Origin of the sequence: Candidatus Nanosynbacter sp. HMT-352, assembly GCF_022819385.1 — a bacterium.
GTDB lineage: Bacteria > Patescibacteriota > Saccharimonadia > Saccharimonadales > Saccharimonadaceae > Nanosynbacter.
On sequence record NZ_CP089290.1, the window covers coordinates 523,496 to 545,686 of the forward strand.

Consider the following 22,191-nt stretch of genomic DNA (forward strand, 5'->3'; position numbering starts at 1 on the left):
CGTTAATTTGCCGAGATTTTTGGTCAATTTTTTGGCACCAAAAAACTACTCTTGTGTTTTATTATATCAGTTATCTATGTTTTTGACTAGCTCTGAGCTGGAGGATTTTTAGACTCGTTGTCGTTCTGAGCTGACGCCGCGGGTGGATAGTTAGATGGATGCTGTTGCATAGGCGGCTGCGCGTACGTTGGTGGGTATTGACCGGGTTGCTGCGGATAGTAATTTTGTTGCGGATATTGTTGTTGCGGCGGAATTGGCTGCTGATACGGCTGCTGCGGATACTGAGGCTGCTGCGGGAATTGTCCAGCGACAGGATATGGATAGGCATTCATCTTACGGCGATTACTGACAGAAACGGCAATTGCGATAATTGACACTGTTAAGAATAATGCTCCCGTTGAAAGAATCACCACAACCACGATTATAACTGTAGTGTTATTTTCTGATTCGCTCGTTCCAGCTTCTGCGCTAGATGTCTCGCTTTCCGTAGAATCATCTGGAGTATTGGATGAAACTTCGATCATCTTTGCTACTAAATAATTGTCGGGGTATTTTTTATCCAATTGTTCAAACTTAGCCTTTGCCTGAGAATATTTACCTTGAGAAAAACTCTCCAAGCCGTCTTTCCAGAGCTTAGTCAATTCGCCGTTCGCCGATAACGCAACATTATTTTTCTTCGCCATAGTTTTTAGATCAGCGATATCACGAAATATCCCCTCTCCAAAACAAGAATTGTTGCGCTCGCTCCTGTCCGCACAAGATGAGCCGCCGTAAGTGTTCAATCCAATTTGCTTGCCATCATTATCGAACGCTGGACCGCCACTGTTACCTGCCGCAATTTGCGCACTCATTGAAAACAGCTTATGACCACCCGCGTCACTGCCCGAACCAGAAACATCTCCCTGAGTAACGGTTGGCACAGTCTTACTCTTCTTCGTATTCACACCGTCGTCGACAATCGCTGGATAACCAATCGCCGTCACACGATCTCCTCTAGAAATCTTAGAGCTATCACCTAGCTCTACCGCTGGAAATCGCCCTTCAACCTTCAGAATCGCCACATCACTTTTGTCGCTATTCAGATCCATGCCATGACCCTTCAAATCAACTTCCGCGTCAATTTTCTTAGCTGGAATATTAGTCTTCGTCTTTTTCCACTTAAGCTTACCCGAACCGTCATCTTCGCGCGCAATAGGTTCGCTTGATGTCTGAATGACATAATCATATCGATCGTTTTGCGAGCGTATATTATCAGCGGGAACTTGGTTGATAAATCCTATAATCGCCGCCTGTGCGCTCTGATCGCCATTTCGTGCCTTATTCACCAAATCACGAAGCGTATCTCGAGTCACATAGCCCGCGTCCATTACAAATCGCAAATATCTATTCCAATGATCATCCGTGTTGAGGCCCATGATCATGCTTTGGTTCGAAACCTCAGTCACATGTCCATTTGTAGCGATGTAGCCGTCGTCAGAAACAATCGACCCGCTACCAATTCCACCCGTACACAAACCATTCAGCTGCATGCTCGCGCCGTTTTGCGCCGTGTAAATCATATCAGCACAACGATATGTTCCCACGCGGACAGTAGCAATTTGATTCCTTGCCACCACTTTGATGACGGAATCTTCGTCTAGTTCATCCAAAGTATTTGTAGTGTCTTTATCTTCTGAGAAATTTTCCGCCTTAGTTTCGGTCTTAGCTATCGTAGCTGAAGCCACTTGCGCCTCATTATTGCCATCAACCCTAACCAAGTAGCTACTGTCTGGATTCTGGAAAGTTACCTTAGCAACCAGCGCCTCCAGCTGGTCAATGTATGGCTGTGTGTACGAATTTTTACTCAATGCAAAAATCGTCATCCAATACGGCCTGCCGTTCTGAATTGTCAAGTAAGTTATTTTTTCACCAGTTTTCTGCCACTTGCCGTCAATAGTGCTTCCGTAATCGACGACCATCTTCTTAAACTTCCGTCCAGAAATCGTCGCGTCGCTGGTGTGATATTTTAAGTTCGGATTATCCTTTTTCTGCTTGTTGATATCGCCCTGAAGCATTAAATCCAAATCTGAATATTTCTTCGTGTCCTTGTATTCCTCGGGCATCGTTGAGCGATCAAAATAAGCTTTTTTGCGCGAAGTTACGATTGAGAAGTCTGGCATAATCTTCCTAAACGAGAACTTCTCTTCTTCCTCCTTCGGCTTTTCTGAGCCTTTTCGGAAATTCAATCGCAAAATCGCATAAGCGCGGCTTTCTTTCAGCTCATCGTCGGCATACGTAGTGGCGCTATACTGCTTTTCATTAGAGTCTTTATTTAAGACGTGACCTTCGCCAGTAAAAATACTCTTGTCGTACCGAATCGAATAGCCATATTTGGAAACGACCTTCTGTGAATTCCTGGCATCTTCTTCGGTAAAAATCTTCTGAATCTTCTTCTTTGCGGTTTTACTGACCCCAGAAGAGCGGTTATTATTAACAACAATCAGCCCAACTATAACGGAGATCAAGAAAACTACACCCAGAACGATGGCTACAATTTTTAATTTCTTCATTGACTTCTGATTCATATTGCTCCAATCCTAACGATAATTTACAAATTGCAAAGGTGTGTCATAATCACTTTCCCGCAATAAACTAATAACTTTTTGCAGCTCATCCTTCGATGCAGAAGTAACACGAACGAGGTCGCCCTGAATTTGCGGCTTAGCTTTCGGCGCATTAGCGCGAATATTAGCGGTAATTTGCTTCGCCGTCGGCTGATCAAGACCTTGCTTGAACGGAATCTCCCAAGTCGTCTTCAGGTTCGAAACAACTTTCTCTTTTGATAAATCCAAAACTTTGCTTGATTGACCGCGCCCTACCAACTTCTTACGCACGATATCCAGAACAGCATCAACTTGCCAATCATTGTCGCCGGTAATTTTCAGACCCTTTTTATCATCCAGCCAATCAATTGCCGCGCTCGTCCCCTTAAAATCATAACGCCCTTGGATTTCTTTTTCAGACTGCATGAAAACATTATTCATCTCAGCCTTGTCAATTTCTGACACAATATCAAACGAAAAACTCGCCATTTCTCCCTCCTAATTTTTTCTATTATATCAAAAAATCGCCCCGTTTAGAGCGATTTCCTGATTTTGCTTTCAAGCAATAATTAGCCGCGAGCAAAGTGCGCAAAGGCGCGGTTAGCTTCAGCCATCTTGTGGGTGTCTTCCTTCTTCTTAAAGGCAGCACCAGCTTCATTGTAAGCGTCAACGATTTCCAATGCCAAACGCTGTGAATATGGCATTCCACTACGAGCGCGGGCTGCTTGGACTAGCCAGCTAAACGCATAGTGCAATTGTCGATGTCCCTGGACTGGGAATGGAATCTGGTAGTTAGCACCACCAACGCGGCGAGATTTAACCTCGAAGCTTGGGCTAACGTTCTTCAATGCTTTTTCAAACACTGCCAATGGATCTTCAGAATCCAATTTCTTAGCGGCAGTTTCTAGGGCTGTGTAAACAGCGCGCTCAGCCGCCAATTTCTTACCGTCTAGCATTGACTTGTTGATCAAACGCTGAACCAGCACGCTTTGGTATCGGCGATCAGGTTTAAGTTCACGCTGCAACTTCTTGGTAACTTTACGAGGCATGATTATTTATCCCCTTTCTTTGTACCGTACTTAGAGCGGCCCTTCTTACGGTTGTTGACGCCTTGAAGGTCAAGCGCACCACGTACGATGTGATAACGCACACCAGGAAGGTCAGGCACACGACCACCGCGGATCAAGACCACGGCGTGCTCCTGCAAGTTGTGACCTTCACCACCGATGTACGCCCAAACTTCATAGCCGTTGTTCAATTTAACACGAGCAACTTTACGCAAAGCTGAGTTTGGTTTCTTTGGCGTCTTAGTCGTCACACGCACACAAACACCACGCTTAAGCGGTGCATTCTGGTCGTAATAACGTGTTTTTAGGGCGTTATGAATACGACCTAGTGCTGGCGACTTGGACTTTTTCTTAGCCGTTTGGCGCGGTTTGCGCACCAATTGGTTGATTGTTGGCATCCAATTTCTCCTTGGTTGATTTACTAATTATGGCAATTTGCCTTACGGTTTGGATTCAGCAACTCCTCTCCGTGTCTATACCTTTTCCGCCGAGATTGCGATCTGTACACATTCAAAACACCGCGCACTCCGAAAAGAGGAAACTCTACATCTATTCTAGCACAGATTTCGTAAAAGTAAAATCGCTGTTCCAGACTCAGAGTCTAAAGGACCAGACTTAAGAACAGGGCAATCATTGTCAGAGATGAATTCCTTACGCAGAATAGATATAGATTGTCGCACGTACTCACCCTAATCCATAACTTCCACTAGGAATATTTTCTTCTCAAAGCCGCCGCGTTTTTCTGCTTTTTCTGCGCGAATTTTTTCTAATTCTTCCGCGGTACAACTATGTAGGCTTGCAAGAGCATAGACTACTTCCATGATATCGGCAAGCTCATCGGTATTTTTATCTTTTTTATATTCCTCAACTTCTTCGACTAGCTTTTTTGTAAGCTCCACGGCATATTCGTCTGCTGTAAGTATTTTGTGAGTTGGCTTTTGCCCGTTGGTCTTAATGATTTCCAAAATTTTATCGCGGACAAGTTTGTTGTATACTGGCATAAAACCTCCTTTAATTGTTTATATTATATAATTTTTTTCCTATAAAAAATCAATTTAAAGTAAAAACTCCACCCCCGTCCGTGGAGTTTTTACTCGACACCGTGACAAGAGTGGAGTGTTACTCCACAGAACTGCTCAGGACTACTCAGCCTTACCTGGAACCAAGAATGTCGTTGTACATACTCGGTGAAAGGGTGATTTTCGCCCCAGCTGACTCCTTAAAGGCGTCAGCTATTACAGGAGAAAGTCCTTGCCTTGACGTGTTCTCTGAGACGACAAGCTGAGGAGGATTCGGGGTGCAGTTTTTCTGCACCCATCCATAGACCCAAGTATCTTTGCTACAAGCGTAGGAGTGCAGCCAATAGGCTACCTCCTTAGGCTGCTCAGTTCCTGGCACATATACGGACATAGACGCCTCTTCGATGTTCTGGCGAACATCGAAGGTGACCCTAGAGACCGGGATCTCTAGGACGTACGACCCATTGTTGCCCTCGAAACTAACGAGAATGGACGCGCTTGACGCCCACTCTCCTTCTCCTTTGACATAGAAAGCACCCCCGTCGTAGGAGACCTGACCACTGCTGACAGTGGTCTTATCCCCTATGATGATCGGATACTCTCTGCCGGACTCTAGTCCAAAGCTAGAGACAAGATCGGACAGCGTCGCTCCTACCCTTTCCTCTTTGTAGTGACTAGTCTGATCCGCATATGACAGCATGTTGGCTACTGCCCACATGATAAACATGAACAGAAGGGTATAAAACACCCTCACGACCTTGAGCTGGAGATTAGCTGAGCGCTTCTCCTTCTCATCGTCCATGTTTTCGATCTTTTCTGCTTGTTGGGATGTCATCAGATAGACGACAGAGATAGAAATCACCAGACCGGCCAGGGTCGTGAGAATTGCCCAGACAAGACACATCATATTCTCCCTTGCTGTGAAGTGCTCTTTCACACGGTTGTGTGAAAGCTAATATAACTTATATCATACCTGAGTTAAAAAGTCAATACATATCATCCAAAACAAAGACTTAAAATCTACATACAGTGCTTTATGAGCTACCAAATAAAATAATCATCATACGCAAAACACCCGCCCTTATAGTCAAGGTGCGGGTGTTGCGGATTATTGCGGTCAGATCTACCTACTAAGCAGCAACTTCCTCTTCGACGAACTCGTCTTCGCTCGGTGTTTCGAATTCTTCATCTTCTTCGACAGCGCCAGTTCCTACTGGAATCTTGCGGCCGATGATGACGTTTTCCTTCAAACCGTGCAAGTGGTCGGCTCGACCAGATACAGCAGCATTGATCAAGACGCGAGTAGTATCCTGGAAGGATGCAGCTGATAGCCATGAGTCGCTCCAGATTGACACCTTTGTGATACCGAGTAGCAATTGTGTGTAGCTAATCAAGTTCTTACCTTCAGCAGCCAATTGCTTATTTGCATTGACCACAGCGGCCTTAGAAACGATGTCGCCAGTCACGAATTCGCTATCACCAGCATCTTCGATTTGCACGCGACTAAACATTTGGCGAACAATAATCTCCAAGTGCTTGTCAGCCACGTCCTGACCCTGAGCGGCGTAAATTCGCAGAACTTCGTTGATGATGTAGCGCTGAGTTGCCTCAACACCCTTAAGTCGCATCAAATCGTGTAAGTTCAATGATCCAGCTGTCAATCGATCGCCAGCTTCAACAACATCGTTTGCCTTAACAACCAACTGCATATTGCCTGGAATTTCGTAGCGAGTTGGCGAAGCAGCCTCTGCCGCGATCACCAAAGTATCCTCAGCCGACTCAATCACACCGTCAAATGGCGCGATCAGAGGTCGAGTGTCGCTCTCGCCAGTTGCCAAGACATCGCCAGCCTTAACACTCGAGCCAGCCTTAACCACAACAGTTCGTCCCTCCAATAGCAATCGCTCAACCTTGCCAGATTCTGGCGTAATTTGAACGATATACTTCTTGCCATCTTCCCAAACGTCAACCAAACCAGCAACTTCTGTAATGAATGCTTGACCCTTTGGCGTGCGCGCTTCAAACAATTCTTCAACGCGAGGCAAACCTTGGGTAATGTCACCACCAGCAACACCAGAGTTGTGGAAGGTACGAAGCGTCAACTGAGTACCTGGCTCACCAACTGACTGAGCAGCGATAACACCAACTGGCTGATGATTGCCAACCAATTTACCAGTCGACATATCAATACCGTAACTTCGCTGCGGAATACCGTTAAGGTTGTTCGTTGACAATACAGACTGAATCTTAACACTTTCAATGCTTTCGTCATCATCAATTGAATCTGCGATTTCACGCGTGATCAATTCGTTCTTATTGACGTGACCTGGAATTGTTTCAGCAGCATAACGACCAGCCAAACGGTTTGAGAAGTCGATCATCGTCTCTTCAGTTTCTGATCGGTAAATTGCGTAACCTTCATCGTCGCCATCAGTATCTTCAACGGTAAATACGTCTTGTGCAACGTCTACCAAACGACGAGTCAAGTAACCCGAGTCGGCAGTCTTAAGCGCCGTGTCAATAAGACCCTTACGTGCACCACGAGTTGCGATAAAGGCTTCAAGGCTAGACAAACCGCCGGTGTAAGAGCTGCGGATTGGAAGCTCAATCTCATGGTTGGTTGCGTCCATCTGAACACCAATCATCGCGCTCGCCAACTTCACGTTGGAAATATCACCACGAGCACCAGAGTTGACCATCATAGAAATACTGGTGTCCATGTGTGCCAATTGGTCTTTCAGGAATGCCGTAATCTTATTGTCAACGTTTCGCCATGCGCTAACAGTTAAGTTATATCGTTCTTCCTCAGTAATCAAACCTTGGTCGAATTGCTCAGAAATCAAAGCCGCCTTAGCGTCACCTTCAGCCACAAACTGAGGGATTTCCTCGAAGTGGACGTAGTCGGTCATACCAGTCGATACAGCCGCAACCGTAGCAAAGCGGAAAGCTTGACCCTTCATGCGGTCTGCAATCTTAGCGGTTTCTTCGGCGCCGTACTTGTTAAAGATTTGCGCCAACACCTTCTTAAGCTGCTTCTTAGTCTGAACGTTATTGTCGTATGGGAAATCTTCAGGCAGAATCTCATTGAAGAAGACGCGGCCCAAAGTTGTTTCACGCATTTTACCTTTCGCAAAGATACGAATTGGGGTTTGCAAGTGAATTACGCCATTGTCGTAAGCCATTTCTGCTTCGTAAACAGAACTGTAAGTCTTAATCTTATCAGTCTGAGCTTGTGGCTTGTCGTAAGTCAAGTAATAGTTACCAAGCACGATGTCCTGCGAAATGTGCAGCACTGGCGCACCATCGGCAGGCTTCAACAAGTTGGCAGTTGCACTCATCAATTCGCGAGCTTCAGCCTGAGCCTCTTTTGATAGTGGCAAGTGAACAGCCATCTGGTCACCGTCGAAGTCGGCGTTAAATCCGGCACAAACTAACGGGTGCAACTGAATAGCTTTTCCTTCAACCAAAACTGGCTGGAAGGCTTGAATTGACAAACGGTGCAAACTTGGTGCACGGTTAAGCAGCACATACTTTCCTTCAATTGCTGAATCAAGTGCGTCCCAAACTACCGCTTCACCAGCTTCGATTAGACGTGAAGCCGAGCGAATATTGTGCGCAAATTCATTCTTAATCAACCAGCTAATCACGAACGGTTTGAACAATTCCAGCGCCATTTGCTTTGGCAAACCACATTGGTTAATCTTCAATTTTGGACCAACCACGATAACCGAGCGACCAGAATAGTCAACACGCTTACCAAGAAGGTTCTGACGGAAGCGACCTTGCTTACCCTTTAGCATATCACTCAAGCTCTTCAAGCTGCGACGACCACCAGTCGAGCTAACTGCGCGACCACGTGATGCTGAATTGTCAATCAAAGCGTCAACAGCTTCCTGAAGCATGCGCTTTTCATTGCGCTGAATAACTTCTGGCGCGTTAAGCTCAATCAACTTCTTCAAGCGGTTGTTTCGGTTGATAATTCGGCGATACAAATCGTTCAAGTCAGATGTCGCAAATCGGCCACCAGACAACGCCACCATTGGACGAAGATCCGGAGGAATAACTGGCAGAACAGTCATACATAGGCTTGATGGCTTAATGCCAGCAGATTCCATACTTTCAAGCATCTTCAAGCGCTTCAACAATTTCTTCTGTCGCTGACCTTTCGCAGTTTCAGCTTCTTCAGTCAATTCGGCAATAAGCTTTGGCAACTCAATCTTATCCAATAGTTCCTTGACTGCGCTGGCACCCATGCCAACTTCAATCAATTCGTCGTATTCTTCTGGCAAGTTGCGATATTCGCTCTCTGAGATCAAAGCACCCCTGTTTAAGCTCTCCAATTGAGATTTCTTACCAACGTAAGATTCTTCCAATTCCTCGACTTCACGACTCTGCTCTTTCGCCAATTGCTTAACGTCAGCGCCATCTTCTTCAGCCATTTTTTCGTAGCGGATTTTGATAGCCTTACGAGCCAAATCAGTTTCCGCTTCCAAATCTGCCAAATATTGATCACGAGTTGCTTCGTCAACACTTAAGATAACGTAAGTCGCAAAGTAAACGATTTTCTCAATATTGCGAACCGTCATACCAAGCAGCTGGCTCATTGCGCTTGGAGTGCCGCGCATAAACCAAATGTGCGCTACAGGCACTGCCAATTGAATGTGGCCCATTCGCTCACGACGAACGATTGACTTAGTGACCAATTCGCCATTCTTATCGACAGCAGCTTCGCGTGATCGAACACCCTTAAGCTTTGAGTCGTGTGGATTAATATCCTTAACTGGACCAAAGATTCGCTCACAGAACAATCCGTCGCGCTCTGGCTTTTGTGTGCGATAGTTAATTGTCTCTGGCTTCAAAACTTCGCCGTAGCTCCATTTCAGAATATCTTCTGGGCTAGCTACCGCCAAACGAACCGCGTCAAAATCGCTGATGCCCGTTGCGCTAAATGCAGAATTTGCCATCTTACGCGTCCTCCTTTATTTCTTCTACTTCATCAATATCTTGCACGCTCATGCCATCGTCAATTTCACCGATGTCATCTGATTCGTCCAAGTATGTTTCTTCTTCCTCATTGTCAGCGGCGACAGTTTTGTCTTCCGGACCGCTCGAAGCAATAACGTGTTCAGCATCAACTGTTGCCTCGTCATCAACCAAGTCAACTCGAAGACCCAAACCTTGAAGCTCCTTAACCAACACATTGAAGGATTCTGGAAGTTTTGGACCAACAATCGGCTCATCCTTGATGATTGACTCGTAAGCCTTTGCACGACCGTAAACGTCGTCGGACTTAATTGTCAACATTTCCTGCAAGGTTGCGGCGGCGCCATAAGCTTCCAGCGCCCAAACCTCCATTTCACCGAAGCGCTGACCACCGTTTTGTGCTTTACCACCAAGCGGCTGCTGAGTAACCATCGTGTATGGACCAGTTGAGCGGGCGTGAATCTTGTCAGAAACCATGTGGTGCAACTTAATCATGTGCATCACACCAACTGTTGTTCGCTCCTCAAATGGTTCACCGGTGCGGCCGTCAAACAATTGACTCTTACCGTCACGCGCCAAACCAGCTTTTTCTAGCTCATCGGAAATCTTCTCACTCGGAACACCGTTAAATGACGGAGTTGCTACGCGGTAACCTAATGCTCGCGCCGCCATACCAAGGTGAGTTTCAAAAATCTGACCAAGGTTCATGCGGCTCGGCACACCAAGTGGGTTCAAAACTACGTCAACCGGCGTACCGTCCTCCAGGAATGGCATATCTTCAACAGGAAGAACTTTCGCTACAACACCCTTGTTACCGAAGCGTCCAGCCATCTTATCACCAACGCCAATCTTTCGCAATTGCGCAACAAAGATCTGAATTTGCATCAAAACGCCAGCCTTCAACTCGTGACCATTTTCCCTGCTAAAGATCTTAACACCAACGACTTTACCGCCGCCCGCGTTGTTCATTCGCTGTGATGTATCGCGAACGTCCTTAGCTTTTTCACCGAAGATGGCACGAAGCAAACGCTCCTCAGAGCTCAATTCCTGCTCGCCCTTTGGTGTAATCTTACCAACCAAAACATCGCCAGCCTTAACCTCGGAACCAATTTGAACAATTCCGTTCTCATCCAAGTGACGCAAACTTTCCTCGGAAACGTTTGGAATATCGCGCGTCACAATCTCTGGACCAAGCTTCGTCTCACGAACTTCAACGGTGTAATCTTTAATGTTAATGCTTGTCAATCGATCATCTTCAACCAAACGACGGCTCATAATAATCGCGTCTTCCATGTTGTAGCCACCCCATGGCATGAAGGCAACCAGAAGGTTTTTACCTAGGGCAATTTCACCGCCAGCAATTGAGGCGCCTTCAATCAGAATATCACCCTTCTTCACCTTGTCGCCACGCTCAACGCGGACTTTTTGGTTGTAACAACGATCGTCATTATTCTTTACGAAATGCTTCAACGTATAAATTTTTACGCCGTCAGCATATTTAACGTGAACTTCGTCGGCATCAGCACGAACAACTTCGCCGTCGCCACTAGCCTGAATCAAGTGACCACTATTCTCAGCCACAGCCTTTTCAATTCCAGTACCAACAGTTGCGGATTCTGGACACAATAGAGGAACCGCCTGGCGTTGCATGTTTGAACCAGTCAAAGCACGGTCAACGCGAGTCTTTTCAATAAACGGAACCAACGCCGCGGTCGAACCTAGAATCTGACGGTGAGCTGCATCCATGAATGTAACTTGGTTGGCATCAACTTGCGATGGCTGCATATTGCTACGGGCGTTAACGCGCTCGTCGCGGAAAGTTCCATCTTCATTAAGAGCCTCACCAGCGTCAGCGATAACCTCGCCAATTTCCTGTGAAGCATCCAAGTAAACAAGTTCATCTGTAACCTTACCGTCTTTCACGCGAAGATATGGAGTCTCAATAAATCCATATTCATTAACACGTGCGTAAGCTGCCAAGTTCAGCACCAAACCGATGTTCGCACCTTCTGGCGTTTCCACTGAACAGATACGACCGTAGTGAGTTGGGTGGGCGTCGCGAACCTCAAATCCAGCGCGCTCACGAGTCAAACCGCCAGGACCAGTCGAGCTCAAGCGTCGCTTGTGGCTCAATTCTGACAATGGGTTAACTTCGTCAAGCAGCTGCGACAGCTGGCTTGAAGTAAAGAATTCACGAACAGCCGCAACAATTGGACGAGCATTGATCAATTGACTTGGGCTAACACTTTCCAAATCAGCCACGCTCATGCGGTCCATTGCATTACGCTGCATTCGAAGCATACCAACGCGGAATTGTCGGGCAATCAATTCACCAACCAAGCGAACTCGGCGGTTGCTCAATGCGTCAATGTCGTCAGCTGGCTCTTGTGTATTGTTCAAGCGAATAACTTCACGCAAAATCGCCACCAAATCGCTCATCTGCAACGTACGATTTTCAGCCGTATTTGCAACATCCAGGCCCAAGCGTTGATTCAACTTATAACGACCAACCCGCGAATAATCGAACCGCTTGAAGTCAAAGAACATTCGCTCAATCATCTGACGAGCATTATCAACTGTCGCCAAATCACCTGGACGCAATCGACGATAAACCTCAATCAACGCCTCGTTTGCACCACGAGAAGTATCCTTATCCAAAGTTTCGTCAATGTATTTTACGTCGCCAGTATCAATATCAGCGAACAATTCCTTAATTTCGCTAGTCTTTGGATAACCCAAAGCACGCAACAAAGTCGTTGCTGGCATCTTGCGACGGCGGTCAATTTTTACGTAAATTGCGCCATTAGAAGCCGTCTCAAATTCCATCCAAGCTCCACGTCCTGGAATGATTTTCGCACCATAGTAATTACGTCCCGCTATTGTTTCAGCAGTGAAGAAAACACCAGCAGAGCGAATCAACTGGCTAACAACCACGCGCTCCGTACCGTTGATAATAAACGTACCGCGCTCAGTCATCCATGGATATTCACCGAGGTAAATTTCCTGCTCTTCGACCACGCCAGTTGTTTTATTTGTCAATTCAACTGTTGCGTGCAATGGAGCTTCAAATGTCAAGTTGTTCTCTTTGGCAAATTGGTCAGTGTTTTTTGGCTCGCCAAAATAATATTTGCCGAACTTTAATGACAACTTCTGACCAGTATAGTCGTCAATTGGATTAATTTCTGAAAATATCTCACTCAAACCCTCTTCGACGAACCAGCGCCAAGAATCTTTTTGGTGAGCGATTAAGTTTGGTAGCGGCAGGGCATTATCACCAGAGGTGAAATAGACGCGCTCGCTACTTGTGGTTGGTTTTTTTGCCACAGGCGTAAACACTCCTCGCTTTAATTAGTGGTTAATAGACGGCCGTGAAGATCTCTAATTCATAGCCCAAAATCACGATTTGCCACTCGCAATTTTCACCCGCCATGAATACACTACTTCTATAACTACTCATTATGACGAAAAGTGTCAATAAAATCAAGGGGTTTTACTAGTGTTTTTTCAATATTATCAATCAACATATCGTGAACTTCGTCAATTGTCCCGTCAGCAGAAATTACCGGAATTCCGTATGCCTCGGCAATCTCCAAATATCCATCGTCGACTTTTTTCTGAAAATCTTGCCCGCGCGACTCAAAAGTGTCGGGATTTTTTAGCTCGCCACGCATAGAAATTCGCTCTTCCCGCTTTTCACGACTCAAGCTCAAAATAACCATAACGTCTGGCTTCAAGTATTTTTCATCGGTGAATAATTCTGTCAATCGCAAAATCTCCAACTCGTCATAACCTTCGCCTCGCCCCTGATAAACCAGCGTTGAAATATAATTCCTTGCGCTCAAAACAATTTCCCCACGTTCCAACGCAGGCTGAATTTTTTCTCGCCACAATTCACGCCGAGCTGCAGAAAATAGCGCCACATTCACCGCCGCAGAACGCGCCAGATCACCATTTTTAATCACTTTTCGAAGTTCATTTGCTATCGGAGTTGATTTTTCCGGATCATCACTTCCCGGCTCTTCAATCACGCAAACCGTTCGCCCGATTGACCGAAAATATTCCGCCAATTTCGCGACCTGCGTCGACTTGCCCGTCCCGTCATTTCCTTCGATAACTATATATTTTCCCGCGTCGCCCATCACTACCTCATAATCACAGTGTGTGGCCTATTCAGATAAATCATCATCCTTTTCGCCCTGCCGTCAACTTTTATAAAATGCGTGTGCTGGTGCGCCATTGACCTGGTTTTACTTCCTTGCGCTCGAGCGTAAATCGAATAGCCGTCACTTTCAAATTTCGCAATCTGATTCATATAGTCAATTTTTTCCTCATCGCTCAAATTCGCCAGCGAATCCACGTGCCGTTTCGGTATCACCATCAAATGATCATCCACGCCGCAGCCATCCCAAAAATTATAGCCAAACCTATTCTTAATAATCAGGCAATGCGCAGTTTCACCAACGACCTGATCTGTATGATGCTTTACCAATTGACAAAAATCGCAGCCGTCAGATTTATGCTTTTTCCTGTGATCGATATATTCTTTTTCTTTCGTCCGCGAGCGAAACATTGAACCTGCCATCATTACAAAATCCCCTCGCCAAGTCCCGCAATTTCCATCGGTTTATGCCGACGATCCTTAAACGCCCGCGGCAACATCATTTCTGGACGCCAAGTTTTTATCAATTCATCCAAATCGTCAGTGTGCTGATATTTGCCGCTCATTCCGCCGCGTCCACTAGCATATCCGCCGTCAACCTGACCGGTGTGATGAAAAATCAATTGCCCAATTCTCTCACCGACAGGCAAAACCACACTTTCATGCTTATTCAAATTGTAAATCTCAAGCGTAATCCGATTGATATATCCCGGATCAACCCAGCCAGCATCAAAACACACCGCCACGCCGTTTCGCCCCCAAGAGCTACGACTTTTCACCTCAGCAGCGCCGCCATGCGTCCGAATTCCAACAAATTCATGCGTATGCGCCAAAATTCTCTCACCAGGCTTCAAAACGATTATCGGATGATCTGGCGGAATATTCTTAAATTCCCGAAAACCGTGCCGCTCACACCATTCAGCGTGCGGAATCGCCTTAAGCGGACCCTTGAAGTATCGATTGACGTCAGACTCGTCAAACGGATTATAAACTCGCGAAATATCGTCATATTCCTGCTTATAAAAATTAAAGCCTAGCGTAAAATCTAAGCTGGCTTCCGATACGTTTTTTGGGTTGAACGGCGTACAGACAATCGTCCCATCTTCAATCGCCGCTAATATATCTTTATTTGAGTACACGCTCACTAAACACCTCCCATTGCGCGATTTTTCTACCAAATCTTATTATGACAAGTTTATGCATTTCTATCAAGCTTTCGGTAAATTTTACAGCATGTTAAACTGAAATTATGGAAAAAGCCATTATTGTAGCTTACGATAAAAACCGCGCCATCGGACAAAATGGCGATATGCCGTGGGGGCGAAGTTTGCCGGCCGACTTGGTGAATTTTAAGCGTTTGACGAGAAACAGTAATGTCATTATGGGTAGAAAAACGTTTGAGTCAATTGGCTCGCGACCGCTTCCAGACAGAGAAAATATTGTCATCTCATCAAAACCGACAGGTGTTAAAAAAGTTCTTACGGCTATGAATTTACGAAGCGCCCTGGCTCTATCCCGATATCCGACTTTTATTATTGGCGGCTCGCAAGTTTATAAAGACGCGCTAGATATTCCAGAAATTGACACTATTTACGCCACGGAAATTGACGCCGAATTCCCCGATGCTGACACTTTTTTCCCAGAAATAGATATGGACGCATGGGAAGAAGTAGGTCGCGTACATCATTCGGCAGATAACGAAAATAATTACGATTTTGATTTTGTGACGTATAAAAGAAAATAGCCTTCTTAAATTGACAGTATTTGGTATTTGTGGTATAGTAGAGACTATGGACGAGCGATCTATGATACGAGCTACAACCCTTGAACGTATAAAAGGCACTACGGTTGCGGACCTACCAGAGGGTAAAACAATAATACTATATGGCAAACCTACTGAAGAAGGCGCGATATTCAAAGATAAAGCCCCTGTTATGGAAAAATGGACAGACGAAAACGGAAAAGCTAGAGCAATAGGAAAGTGTGCGACTATACTATATGATACTGCTACTCGAGAGTTTAGCGTTATTCTACCCGATCAAGAGATTACTGGTCTACAACCGTCTGGTATTGAAAACGACAATTATATGATTCTTACAGCTAAAGAATCTGACGAAGAATAGACATCAATCACCTCAACAGACGAATGTAAATCACCGACCGCGAGAATCACACTACACAGCGATCGGCGCTTTTATTGCTGGATGGCACTCATAATTCTCCAGGCGAATATCATCAATCGTGAAATCGTCAATATTCTTGATGTCTGGATTGAGCCACAACTTAGGCGGCGTTAGTGGGTTCCTCGATAATTGCTCGTCAACTTGCGTGCGATGATTATTGTAAATATGCGCACTATTTAAGGTATGGATAAGCTCGCCGGGTTGCTTGTCGGTAACTTGAGCGACAATCGACAGAAGCAGCGCATAGCTGGCAATATTAAACGGCACGCCCAGGAACATGTCCGCCGAACGCTGCGTCAGAGCTAGATCCAGCCTATCTTTCTCGCAGTCTTTACCAGGTCTTACGTTAAATTGAAACATCGTATGACACGGAGGCAGCCCGCCAGCTTGGACGATATCATTAATTTCCGCCACATTCCACGCGCTCACGATATTCCGACGCGACTCTGGATTTGTCTTTATCATGTCAATAGCGTTCTGAATCTGGTCAATAGTTCCGCCCTTCCCGTCCGGCCATTTTCGCCATTGAACACCATAAACAGGACCCAAATTTCCCCATTCTTCAGCAAACGCGTGATCGTTCGCAATCTTATCAATAAATTCCTTCATTCCAGCGCGCCACTCATCACCGTTAATTTCCGGTATTTTCTGACCAGTTTTTTCTAGGTAATTTTTATATGGCCACTCATCCCAAATATGAACGCCGTTTTGCGCCAAATATTCAATATTGCCCGTACCCCTAAGAAACCATAAAAGCTCATGAGCGACGCTTTTGAAATACAACTTCTTGGTAGTCATCGCCGGAAATCCGTCCGCCAAATTATATCGCGTCTGAATACCAAAAATTTCCGTCGTCCCCGTTCCTGTACGATCGCCCTTTTGCACACCGTTATCACGAACGTATTTTAATGCGTCTAAATATTGCCTCATAAGCCCTCCTTACCTACCTCAAATTATGACAATATCCTCCAAAAACCACAAGCAGAATCACTAGTAGTTTTAACAACAAACACGCAAATTTTTACGACAATTTAGTCAAGACTTTATCAATCAGTCCGTATTTTACGGCCTCATCCGGAGTCATCCAGTAGTCACGCTCCATATCAGACTTAACCTTAGTCAACTTCTGACCGGTGTTTTTCGCCATAATCTTCGCCAGCATCTCCTTAACTTCCAAAGTCTCCTTCATGTCAATTTCCATGTCGGTCACTTTTCCGTGCGTTCCAGAAGATGGCTGATGAATCATCACCTTGGCATGCGGCAAACAAAACCTCTTGCCCTTAGCGCCAGAGCTGAGCAAAAACGCCCCCATGCTTGCCTGCAAACCAATTCCATACGTCGCCACATCAGGCTTAATAAAATTCATGGTATCATATATCGCCATGCCATCATAAACGCTGCCGCCTGGACTATTGATATATAGTGATATATCAGCTTGCGGGTCAACATACGCCAAATGCAGTAATTGCGCCACTACACTGTTCGCGGTATGTTCGTTAACGTCTTCGCCAAGGAAAATAATTCTCTCATTCAACAATCTCGAATAGATATCAAAAGCACGCTCGCCGTCGGCCGACTTTTCAACGACAGTTGGAATGAGATATGATTTTGGCATATTTACCCTATTTCTTCGTGTTTAATTCAACCAATTTAGCAACGGTCTTATCTGTAATCATTCGGTTGGCAATATCGCGGTGAACATTTGGGTTATCAAATTGTTCCAGCATTTTCTTATCTTTGCCGTATTGTTGCTTAAAGAAGTCAATTTGTTTCTGGATTTCATCGCGAGAAGCGTCAATCTTCAATTCTTTTGACAATTCCGCCAATACCAAGCCAGCCTTAACGCGCTTTTCAGCCGCTGGACGAGCCTCTTTCTTTACCCACTCCTCTTTATCTTTGAAGCCCTGAGTCTTCAAATAACTATCCAAACTTAGCCCGCTGTACATCAAATTCTGAGTCAAGTCACGCTCGATTGATCGCAATTGATCCTCAACCAAAAGTTCTGGCAGCGCCGCCTTACTCTTTTCCGTCAACTCACCAACCAGCGCGTCCTTAAATTTCTCATCAGCTTCACGCTCTTTTTGTGTGGTGAGTTCACGCTTGATATCTGCTTTTACTTCTTTCATCTCTGTAAATGGACCGCATTTTGCAGCAAATTCATCGTTTAGTTCTGGCAATTTCAATTCATTAACCTTGTGAAGTTTCACGGTAAACACAACGTCTTGACCTGCCAGATTCTCAGCGTGATAATCCTCTGGAAATTTCAGTTTCAAATCGAACTCTTCACCAGCCTTATGACCAATCACACCTTCCTCAAATCCAGGAATGAATTGACCTTCGCCAAGCTTCAAGCCATATTCCTTAGCCGAACCTCCCTCAAATGCCACGCCGTCTTTCTTTCCCGTAAAGTCGATCACAGCTTCGTCACCAGATTTAGCGGCACGCTTGACCTCTGATTTTTCAGAATAGTTTTTACGGATTCGCTCAATAACCTCGTCAACATCTTTATCCTCGACTTTGGCTACTTCTTTTTTCGCTGTCAATTTTTTGTAATCACCCAATTTTACCGGTGGAATGATCTCAACTTCAGCCGTAAATTCCAACTCAGAACCAGGAACAAACTTCTTAACTTCAACGCTAGGTCGATCCAAAGCTTGCAATTTTTCCTGCAAAAACGCCTCGGCTACTGCCTTCGACAAAGCATTCTCCAAAACCTGCTCCTGAAGCGCATTCGGATCAACGTGCTTAGCGGCTATGCTTGCGGGAACTTTTCCTTTGCGGAAACCTGGAACTTTAATGTCACGCGCCAGCTTTGCCAAGGAAACCTGCTCTGCGTCAGCTAATTCACTAGCACCCAAAGAAATCGTCAATTGAACTTTAGTATCTGATAGTTTTTTTACAGTAGTCTTCATAAAGACTAATTATAACAGATATCAGACTATATCTCAAACAGAGCGTCTTCATCGCCATCGTATCGACGATCTTTGACAATTGTCACGATTCGTTCAGCGCTAACCTTTTGTTCATCAGACTCCACCAAGTTTCGAACCGTGTATGCACCACTAGCAATCTCATCCTCACCCACAAACACAGCAAACGGAATTTGCTTTTTCAACGCCGCTTTTATCTGCTTGTCAATCTTTCTACCAGTGATATCCAACTCCGCTCGCACGCCTTCGCTACGCAATTTTCGCGCCAAATCGTCCGCGCCGGCCATAGATTCTTTTGACACCGGAATTATATATACATCTGTTTTGGACGCCAATTTAGGCAACAAATTGTGCACTTCCAAAAATTGCTCCATCGTCGTCGCGCCCATGCCAACACCGACCGTAGCAATCGGTTCAACACCAAATAGACCGACCAATCCGTCATATCGTCCGCCACCAAACAGCGCTCGATTATTCTCTGGTGAATTATCAAAGAGCTCAAAAACCATGCCCGTGTAATAGTCCAGACCGCGCATCAGAGTGACATCAAACACCGCATTCGTAATGCCTTTTTGGCTAAGCAATTTCATCACTTCGCGAAGCTGCTTGACGCTTTCATCTTCCATCAATTCGCTCGGTAAATCATCAACAGATTTCATACTGATCATTTTTGCTAGCTTCGGCAAACCCTCTGACGCTTGACTACCAAAAATCTCAATCGCCTGACGCTTAAATTCTTCGGCAGGAATCTTATTTTTCCTATCAAGCAATTTCATCATCATCGTCGAACCAACAATATCGAGCTTCAAAAATTGGCTCATCAGACGATTTATCAATTGGCGATTATTAACCCTGACCGTAAACATTTCTTGCTTGGCGCCAAAATTCATCACGCTAGCGTGGCTCAGCTCAATAATCTCCGCGTCCGCCGCCGCGCCATCCACGCCAAACAAATCCGCATTCAATTGCCAAAACTCACGCTCGCGTCCGCGCTGTGGTCGTTCATAGCGCATAAAATTAGCAATAGAATATAGTCGCGCAGGCATCGCCAATTCCTGACGCTTAGCCGCCACCATTCGAGAAATCGACGGCGTCATCTCAGGACGAATTGCCACCATTCGACCGCCACGATCTTCAAAGGCGTATGTTTGCTCGCCCGCCAATTCTTGACCCGACTTCGCCAGATAAATATCTAGCGGCTCCAGTAGCGGCGCGCCATATTCTTCATAGCCAAAACTCTCAACCGTCTTGTGCCAAACATTAAAAATGTAATTCTGCAGACGCTTTTCCTCTGGAAAATAGTCTCGCGAACCTTTGTAACTTTGTGTAGATAAACTGCTCATGTTAGCTCCATTATGTCATTATTTCTTATTTATAGCAATCAAAAACGCCGAGGCAGAACTCGGCGCGTACAATCAAAAATCAGAGTCCTACCTCGGCAACACGTGTGAATGATGGAATTTAGGTAAAATCATACGTCTATTATAGTAAATTTCATGCTTTTTGTAAAGTAGGAACTGACGGAGTTATTGCGAGAAATAATGGTGTATCATTAATTTATGGACAGCATCACGCATCGCATTGCCGAATCCATTCGCGCTAACGATTTGCCAGCTTACCAACGCGAGCGCTATCCCGCCATTCAAGAAGGCGAACTTGTTCGCTTTACAGACGAGGATTTTTCTGGCGTTGATTTCGACCAGTTTGCCATGGGATTTTTCGAGTTTGAAAATTGTAGCCTGGACAATGCAAAGCACATTTACGGGCAACCAATTTATTTTACTAATTCGTCGGTTCGGAATGTGGATTTTCGTGGCGCAAAAGCTATTATTGAGGCGGAGGATTGCGACTTCCGTGGTATGAAATATGACGAGGAAACGCAATTTGTCTATGGCAGCGGGAAATTGGCGGCACGATCGCGTTTCATAAATTGCAAATTAGATAATAAGACTCGTGATTTTTTGAGCCAACAAGGCGCAGAAATCAACTAATTGTTTCCCGCCAGCACATTCTGCTGCAACCAACAATACATCGCCACAGTCGCTGCCGCGCCAACGTTTATGGAGCGAGTCGAGCCAAACTGCTCAATCGCCACAATCTGATCTGCAGCGCCAGCCAGCTCTGCAGAAATCCCCGGCCCTTCTTGCCCAAACACCAAAACCGCACACTTCGGTAAACTCGTTTGCGACACATTAACACTTCCTGGAATATTATCAATAGCAATAATTTCCCTGCCTTCAGTCCGCATTTTTTCAACAAACTCTTCCGTCGTCGCCAAATACGTAATGTGAAGATACTTATCTGTCATCATGGCGCCACGCTTGTTCCACTGCCTGCGCCCAATTACATAAATCTGCCGCACACCAAACGCATTAGCACTCCTGACAATTGTCCCCATATTAAAATCTCGCTCGGTATTTTCCAGCGCAATCACCAGACCGTGGTCTTTAGAATCTAGCTCACTTATAATCTCCGATTCGCTCCGACCCTTAAACTTAGCAATGACGTTTCTTTTATCTTCCATCTCTGTTATTTTATCAAAGTTCTTAAGTAAATAACAAAAGTTGATAGTCTTCTATTGACTTTTTTACACAAGTGTGGTATAAGTGAAAGTAGCTTTTGTTGACAATTTGAGCAAATCCTTGTCCAAAAGTGAACTTTGACAGGCAATCGAACACAAGATGAGTTTTTATTTCTTTTTAACCCGCCATAAGAGAACTAAGATCTCATCTTGTGTTGTTAAGAGAACAACACTTCGCTGCACACCCGCAGAGATGAGAACACCAGAAGAAAGGTGAAATATCGTGAAGGATTTGAAGGATCTCGAAGAACATTTGGATGACCTCGAGATCGAGCTCAGGTCTCTCTACCGCATTGCGGGAGAGGAGGCACGAATGACCCTGAAAGGGGCGCGCCGGTGGAACAGGCAGGTGGAGCGTCTGGACGGCGCCATGGATGACATCCGCCAGGATTTCCAAATGCTTGTCGAAGACGCATCCGAGGAGTCCTAGAGTTTGACACCTAGGAACCCTAGCTACATGGCAGGTGATTGTTCTTTTACGATTGCCTGTCATGTAGACTCTGAATTTATGACATTAAAAATCACCCTAACTACGGGTGATTTTCTTATGGTGAAAAATCTCAGTTCTTGGTGCGGATGAAAGGACTTGAACCTTCACGTACTTACGTACACTAGCACCTGAAGCTAGCGCGTCTACCAATTCCGCCACATCCGCATGGTCTACGCGTCAATTATAGCCCAATTCTC

Annotated in this window: 20 protein-coding genes and 1 tRNA gene; 4 read left to right on the plus strand and 17 right to left on the minus strand. The window is 45.4% G+C overall.

Annotated elements, in window-relative coordinates; genetic code table 11:
• Nucleotides 1-86: 86 nt before the first annotated feature.
• The 11 genes from LRM44_RS02795 to LRM44_RS02845 all read right to left on the minus strand — a co-directional run bounded on the left by LRM44_RS02795 (nt 87) and on the right by LRM44_RS02845 (nt 14,955).
• Nucleotides 87-2,564, minus strand: coding sequence for a S1 family peptidase (locus tag LRM44_RS02795; protein WP_243803664.1), 2,478 nt, complete (start codon nt 2,562-2,564; stop codon nt 87-89).
• A 12-nt stretch (nt 2,565-2,576) separates the two neighbouring features.
• Nucleotides 2,577-3,071 (minus strand): YajQ family cyclic di-GMP-binding protein, encoded by a 495-nt coding sequence (locus LRM44_RS02800; RefSeq protein ID WP_243803665.1) that lies wholly within the window; start codon nt 3,069-3,071, stop codon nt 2,577-2,579.
• 80 nt (nt 3,072-3,151) lie between these two features.
• Entirely contained in the window at nt 3,152-3,631 is a 480-nt protein-coding gene (gene rpsG / locus LRM44_RS02805) for a 30S ribosomal protein S7 (protein WP_129631022.1), read from the minus strand.
• Between the two features lie 2 nt (nt 3,632-3,633).
• A complete protein-coding gene (gene rpsL / locus LRM44_RS02810; RefSeq protein WP_129631024.1) occupies nt 3,634-4,047 on the minus strand; it encodes a 30S ribosomal protein S12 in 414 nt (137 codons plus the stop codon).
• A 291-nt stretch (nt 4,048-4,338) separates the two neighbouring features.
• A complete protein-coding gene (locus LRM44_RS02815; protein ID WP_243803666.1) occupies nt 4,339-4,650 on the minus strand; it encodes a nucleoside triphosphate pyrophosphohydrolase in 312 nt (103 codons plus the stop codon).
• A 151-nt stretch (nt 4,651-4,801) separates the two neighbouring features.
• The gene (locus tag LRM44_RS02820) at nt 4,802-5,575 is read right to left on the minus strand and encodes a hypothetical protein (RefSeq protein WP_243803667.1); all 774 of its coding nucleotides are present in this window, start codon (nt 5,573-5,575) and stop codon (nt 4,802-4,804) included.
• 223 nt (nt 5,576-5,798) lie between these two features.
• Entirely contained in the window at nt 5,799-9,632 is a 3,834-nt protein-coding gene (gene rpoC / locus LRM44_RS02825; RefSeq protein ID WP_243803668.1) for a DNA-directed RNA polymerase subunit beta', read from the minus strand.
• A gap of 1 nt (nt 9,633) precedes the next feature.
• A complete protein-coding gene (gene rpoB / locus LRM44_RS02830; protein WP_243803669.1) occupies nt 9,634-12,975 on the minus strand; it encodes a DNA-directed RNA polymerase subunit beta in 3,342 nt (1,113 codons plus the stop codon).
• A 125-nt stretch (nt 12,976-13,100) separates the two neighbouring features.
• Nucleotides 13,101-13,790: a dTMP kinase gene (gene tmk / locus LRM44_RS02835; RefSeq protein WP_243803670.1), complete on the minus strand. Its 690-nt coding sequence runs from the start codon at nt 13,788-13,790 to the stop codon at nt 13,101-13,103.
• Nucleotides 13,791-13,792: 2 nt separating this feature from the next.
• Nucleotides 13,793-14,236: an HIT family protein gene (locus tag LRM44_RS02840; protein WP_129635263.1), complete on the minus strand. Its 444-nt coding sequence runs from the start codon at nt 14,234-14,236 to the stop codon at nt 13,793-13,795.
• Nucleotides 14,236-14,955, minus strand: a complete 720-nt coding sequence (locus tag LRM44_RS02845; RefSeq protein WP_129635261.1) for a dCTP deaminase — start codon at nt 14,953-14,955, stop codon at nt 14,236-14,238. Before LRM44_RS02845 ends, LRM44_RS02840 begins: the two co-directional genes overlap by 1 nt.
• A 104-nt stretch (nt 14,956-15,059) precedes the next feature.
• Here LRM44_RS02845 and LRM44_RS02850 point away from each other — a divergent pair, with 104 nt between their 5' ends.
• Both LRM44_RS02850 and LRM44_RS02855 read left to right on the plus strand, forming a co-directional pair.
• Nucleotides 15,060-15,554, plus strand: coding sequence for a dihydrofolate reductase (locus tag LRM44_RS02850; RefSeq protein WP_232273252.1), 495 nt, complete (start codon nt 15,060-15,062; stop codon nt 15,552-15,554).
• A gap of 46 nt (nt 15,555-15,600) precedes the next feature.
• Complete coding sequence (locus LRM44_RS02855) at nt 15,601-15,933, plus strand: hypothetical protein (RefSeq protein ID WP_232273253.1); 333 nt, start codon at nt 15,601-15,603, stop codon at nt 15,931-15,933.
• Nucleotides 15,934-15,984: 51 nt separating this feature from the next.
• Here the strand turns inward: LRM44_RS02855 and LRM44_RS02860 are convergent, their stop codons facing one another.
• From LRM44_RS02860 to hisS, 4 genes are all read right to left on the minus strand, one after another.
• The gene (locus LRM44_RS02860; protein ID WP_243803671.1) at nt 15,985-16,923 is read right to left on the minus strand and encodes a thymidylate synthase; all 939 of its coding nucleotides are present in this window, start codon (nt 16,921-16,923) and stop codon (nt 15,985-15,987) included.
• Between the two features lie 91 nt (nt 16,924-17,014).
• Nucleotides 17,015-17,608 (minus strand): ATP-dependent Clp protease proteolytic subunit, encoded by a 594-nt coding sequence (locus LRM44_RS02865; RefSeq protein ID WP_129631050.1) that lies wholly within the window; start codon nt 17,606-17,608, stop codon nt 17,015-17,017.
• A gap of 7 nt (nt 17,609-17,615) precedes the next feature.
• Nucleotides 17,616-18,905: a trigger factor gene (gene tig / locus LRM44_RS02870; protein WP_243803672.1), complete on the minus strand. Its 1,290-nt coding sequence runs from the start codon at nt 18,903-18,905 to the stop codon at nt 17,616-17,618.
• Between the two features lie 26 nt (nt 18,906-18,931).
• On the minus strand, nt 18,932-20,266 hold the full coding sequence (gene hisS / locus LRM44_RS02875; protein ID WP_243803673.1) for a histidine--tRNA ligase: 1,335 nt from the start codon (nt 20,264-20,266) through the stop codon (nt 18,932-18,934).
• 216 nt (nt 20,267-20,482) lie between these two features.
• On the opposite strand from hisS, the gene LRM44_RS02880 reads away from it, so the two are divergent.
• The gene (locus tag LRM44_RS02880) at nt 20,483-20,914 is read left to right on the plus strand and encodes a hypothetical protein (RefSeq protein ID WP_243803674.1); all 432 of its coding nucleotides are present in this window, start codon (nt 20,483-20,485) and stop codon (nt 20,912-20,914) included.
• Here the strand turns inward: LRM44_RS02880 and LRM44_RS02885 are convergent.
• Nucleotides 20,911-21,447 carry a TrmH family RNA methyltransferase gene (locus LRM44_RS02885; protein ID WP_243803675.1) on the minus strand — a complete coding sequence of 179 codons (537 nt, stop codon included), beginning with the start codon at nt 21,445-21,447 and terminating at the stop codon, nt 20,911-20,913. The two genes, LRM44_RS02880 and LRM44_RS02885, sit on opposite strands and share 4 nt — an antisense overlap.
• Nucleotides 21,448-21,727: 280 nt before the next feature.
• Here LRM44_RS02885 and LRM44_RS02890 point away from each other — a divergent pair, with 280 nt between their 5' ends.
• Nucleotides 21,728-21,934 carry a hypothetical protein gene (locus LRM44_RS02890; protein WP_243803676.1) on the plus strand — a complete coding sequence of 69 codons (207 nt, stop codon included), beginning with the start codon at nt 21,728-21,730 and terminating at the stop codon, nt 21,932-21,934.
• A 138-nt stretch (nt 21,935-22,072) separates the two neighbouring features.
• Here the strand turns inward: LRM44_RS02890 and LRM44_RS02895 are convergent.
• Nucleotides 22,073-22,159, minus strand: a tRNA-Leu gene (locus LRM44_RS02895).
• Nucleotides 22,160-22,191 lie beyond the last annotated feature (32 nt).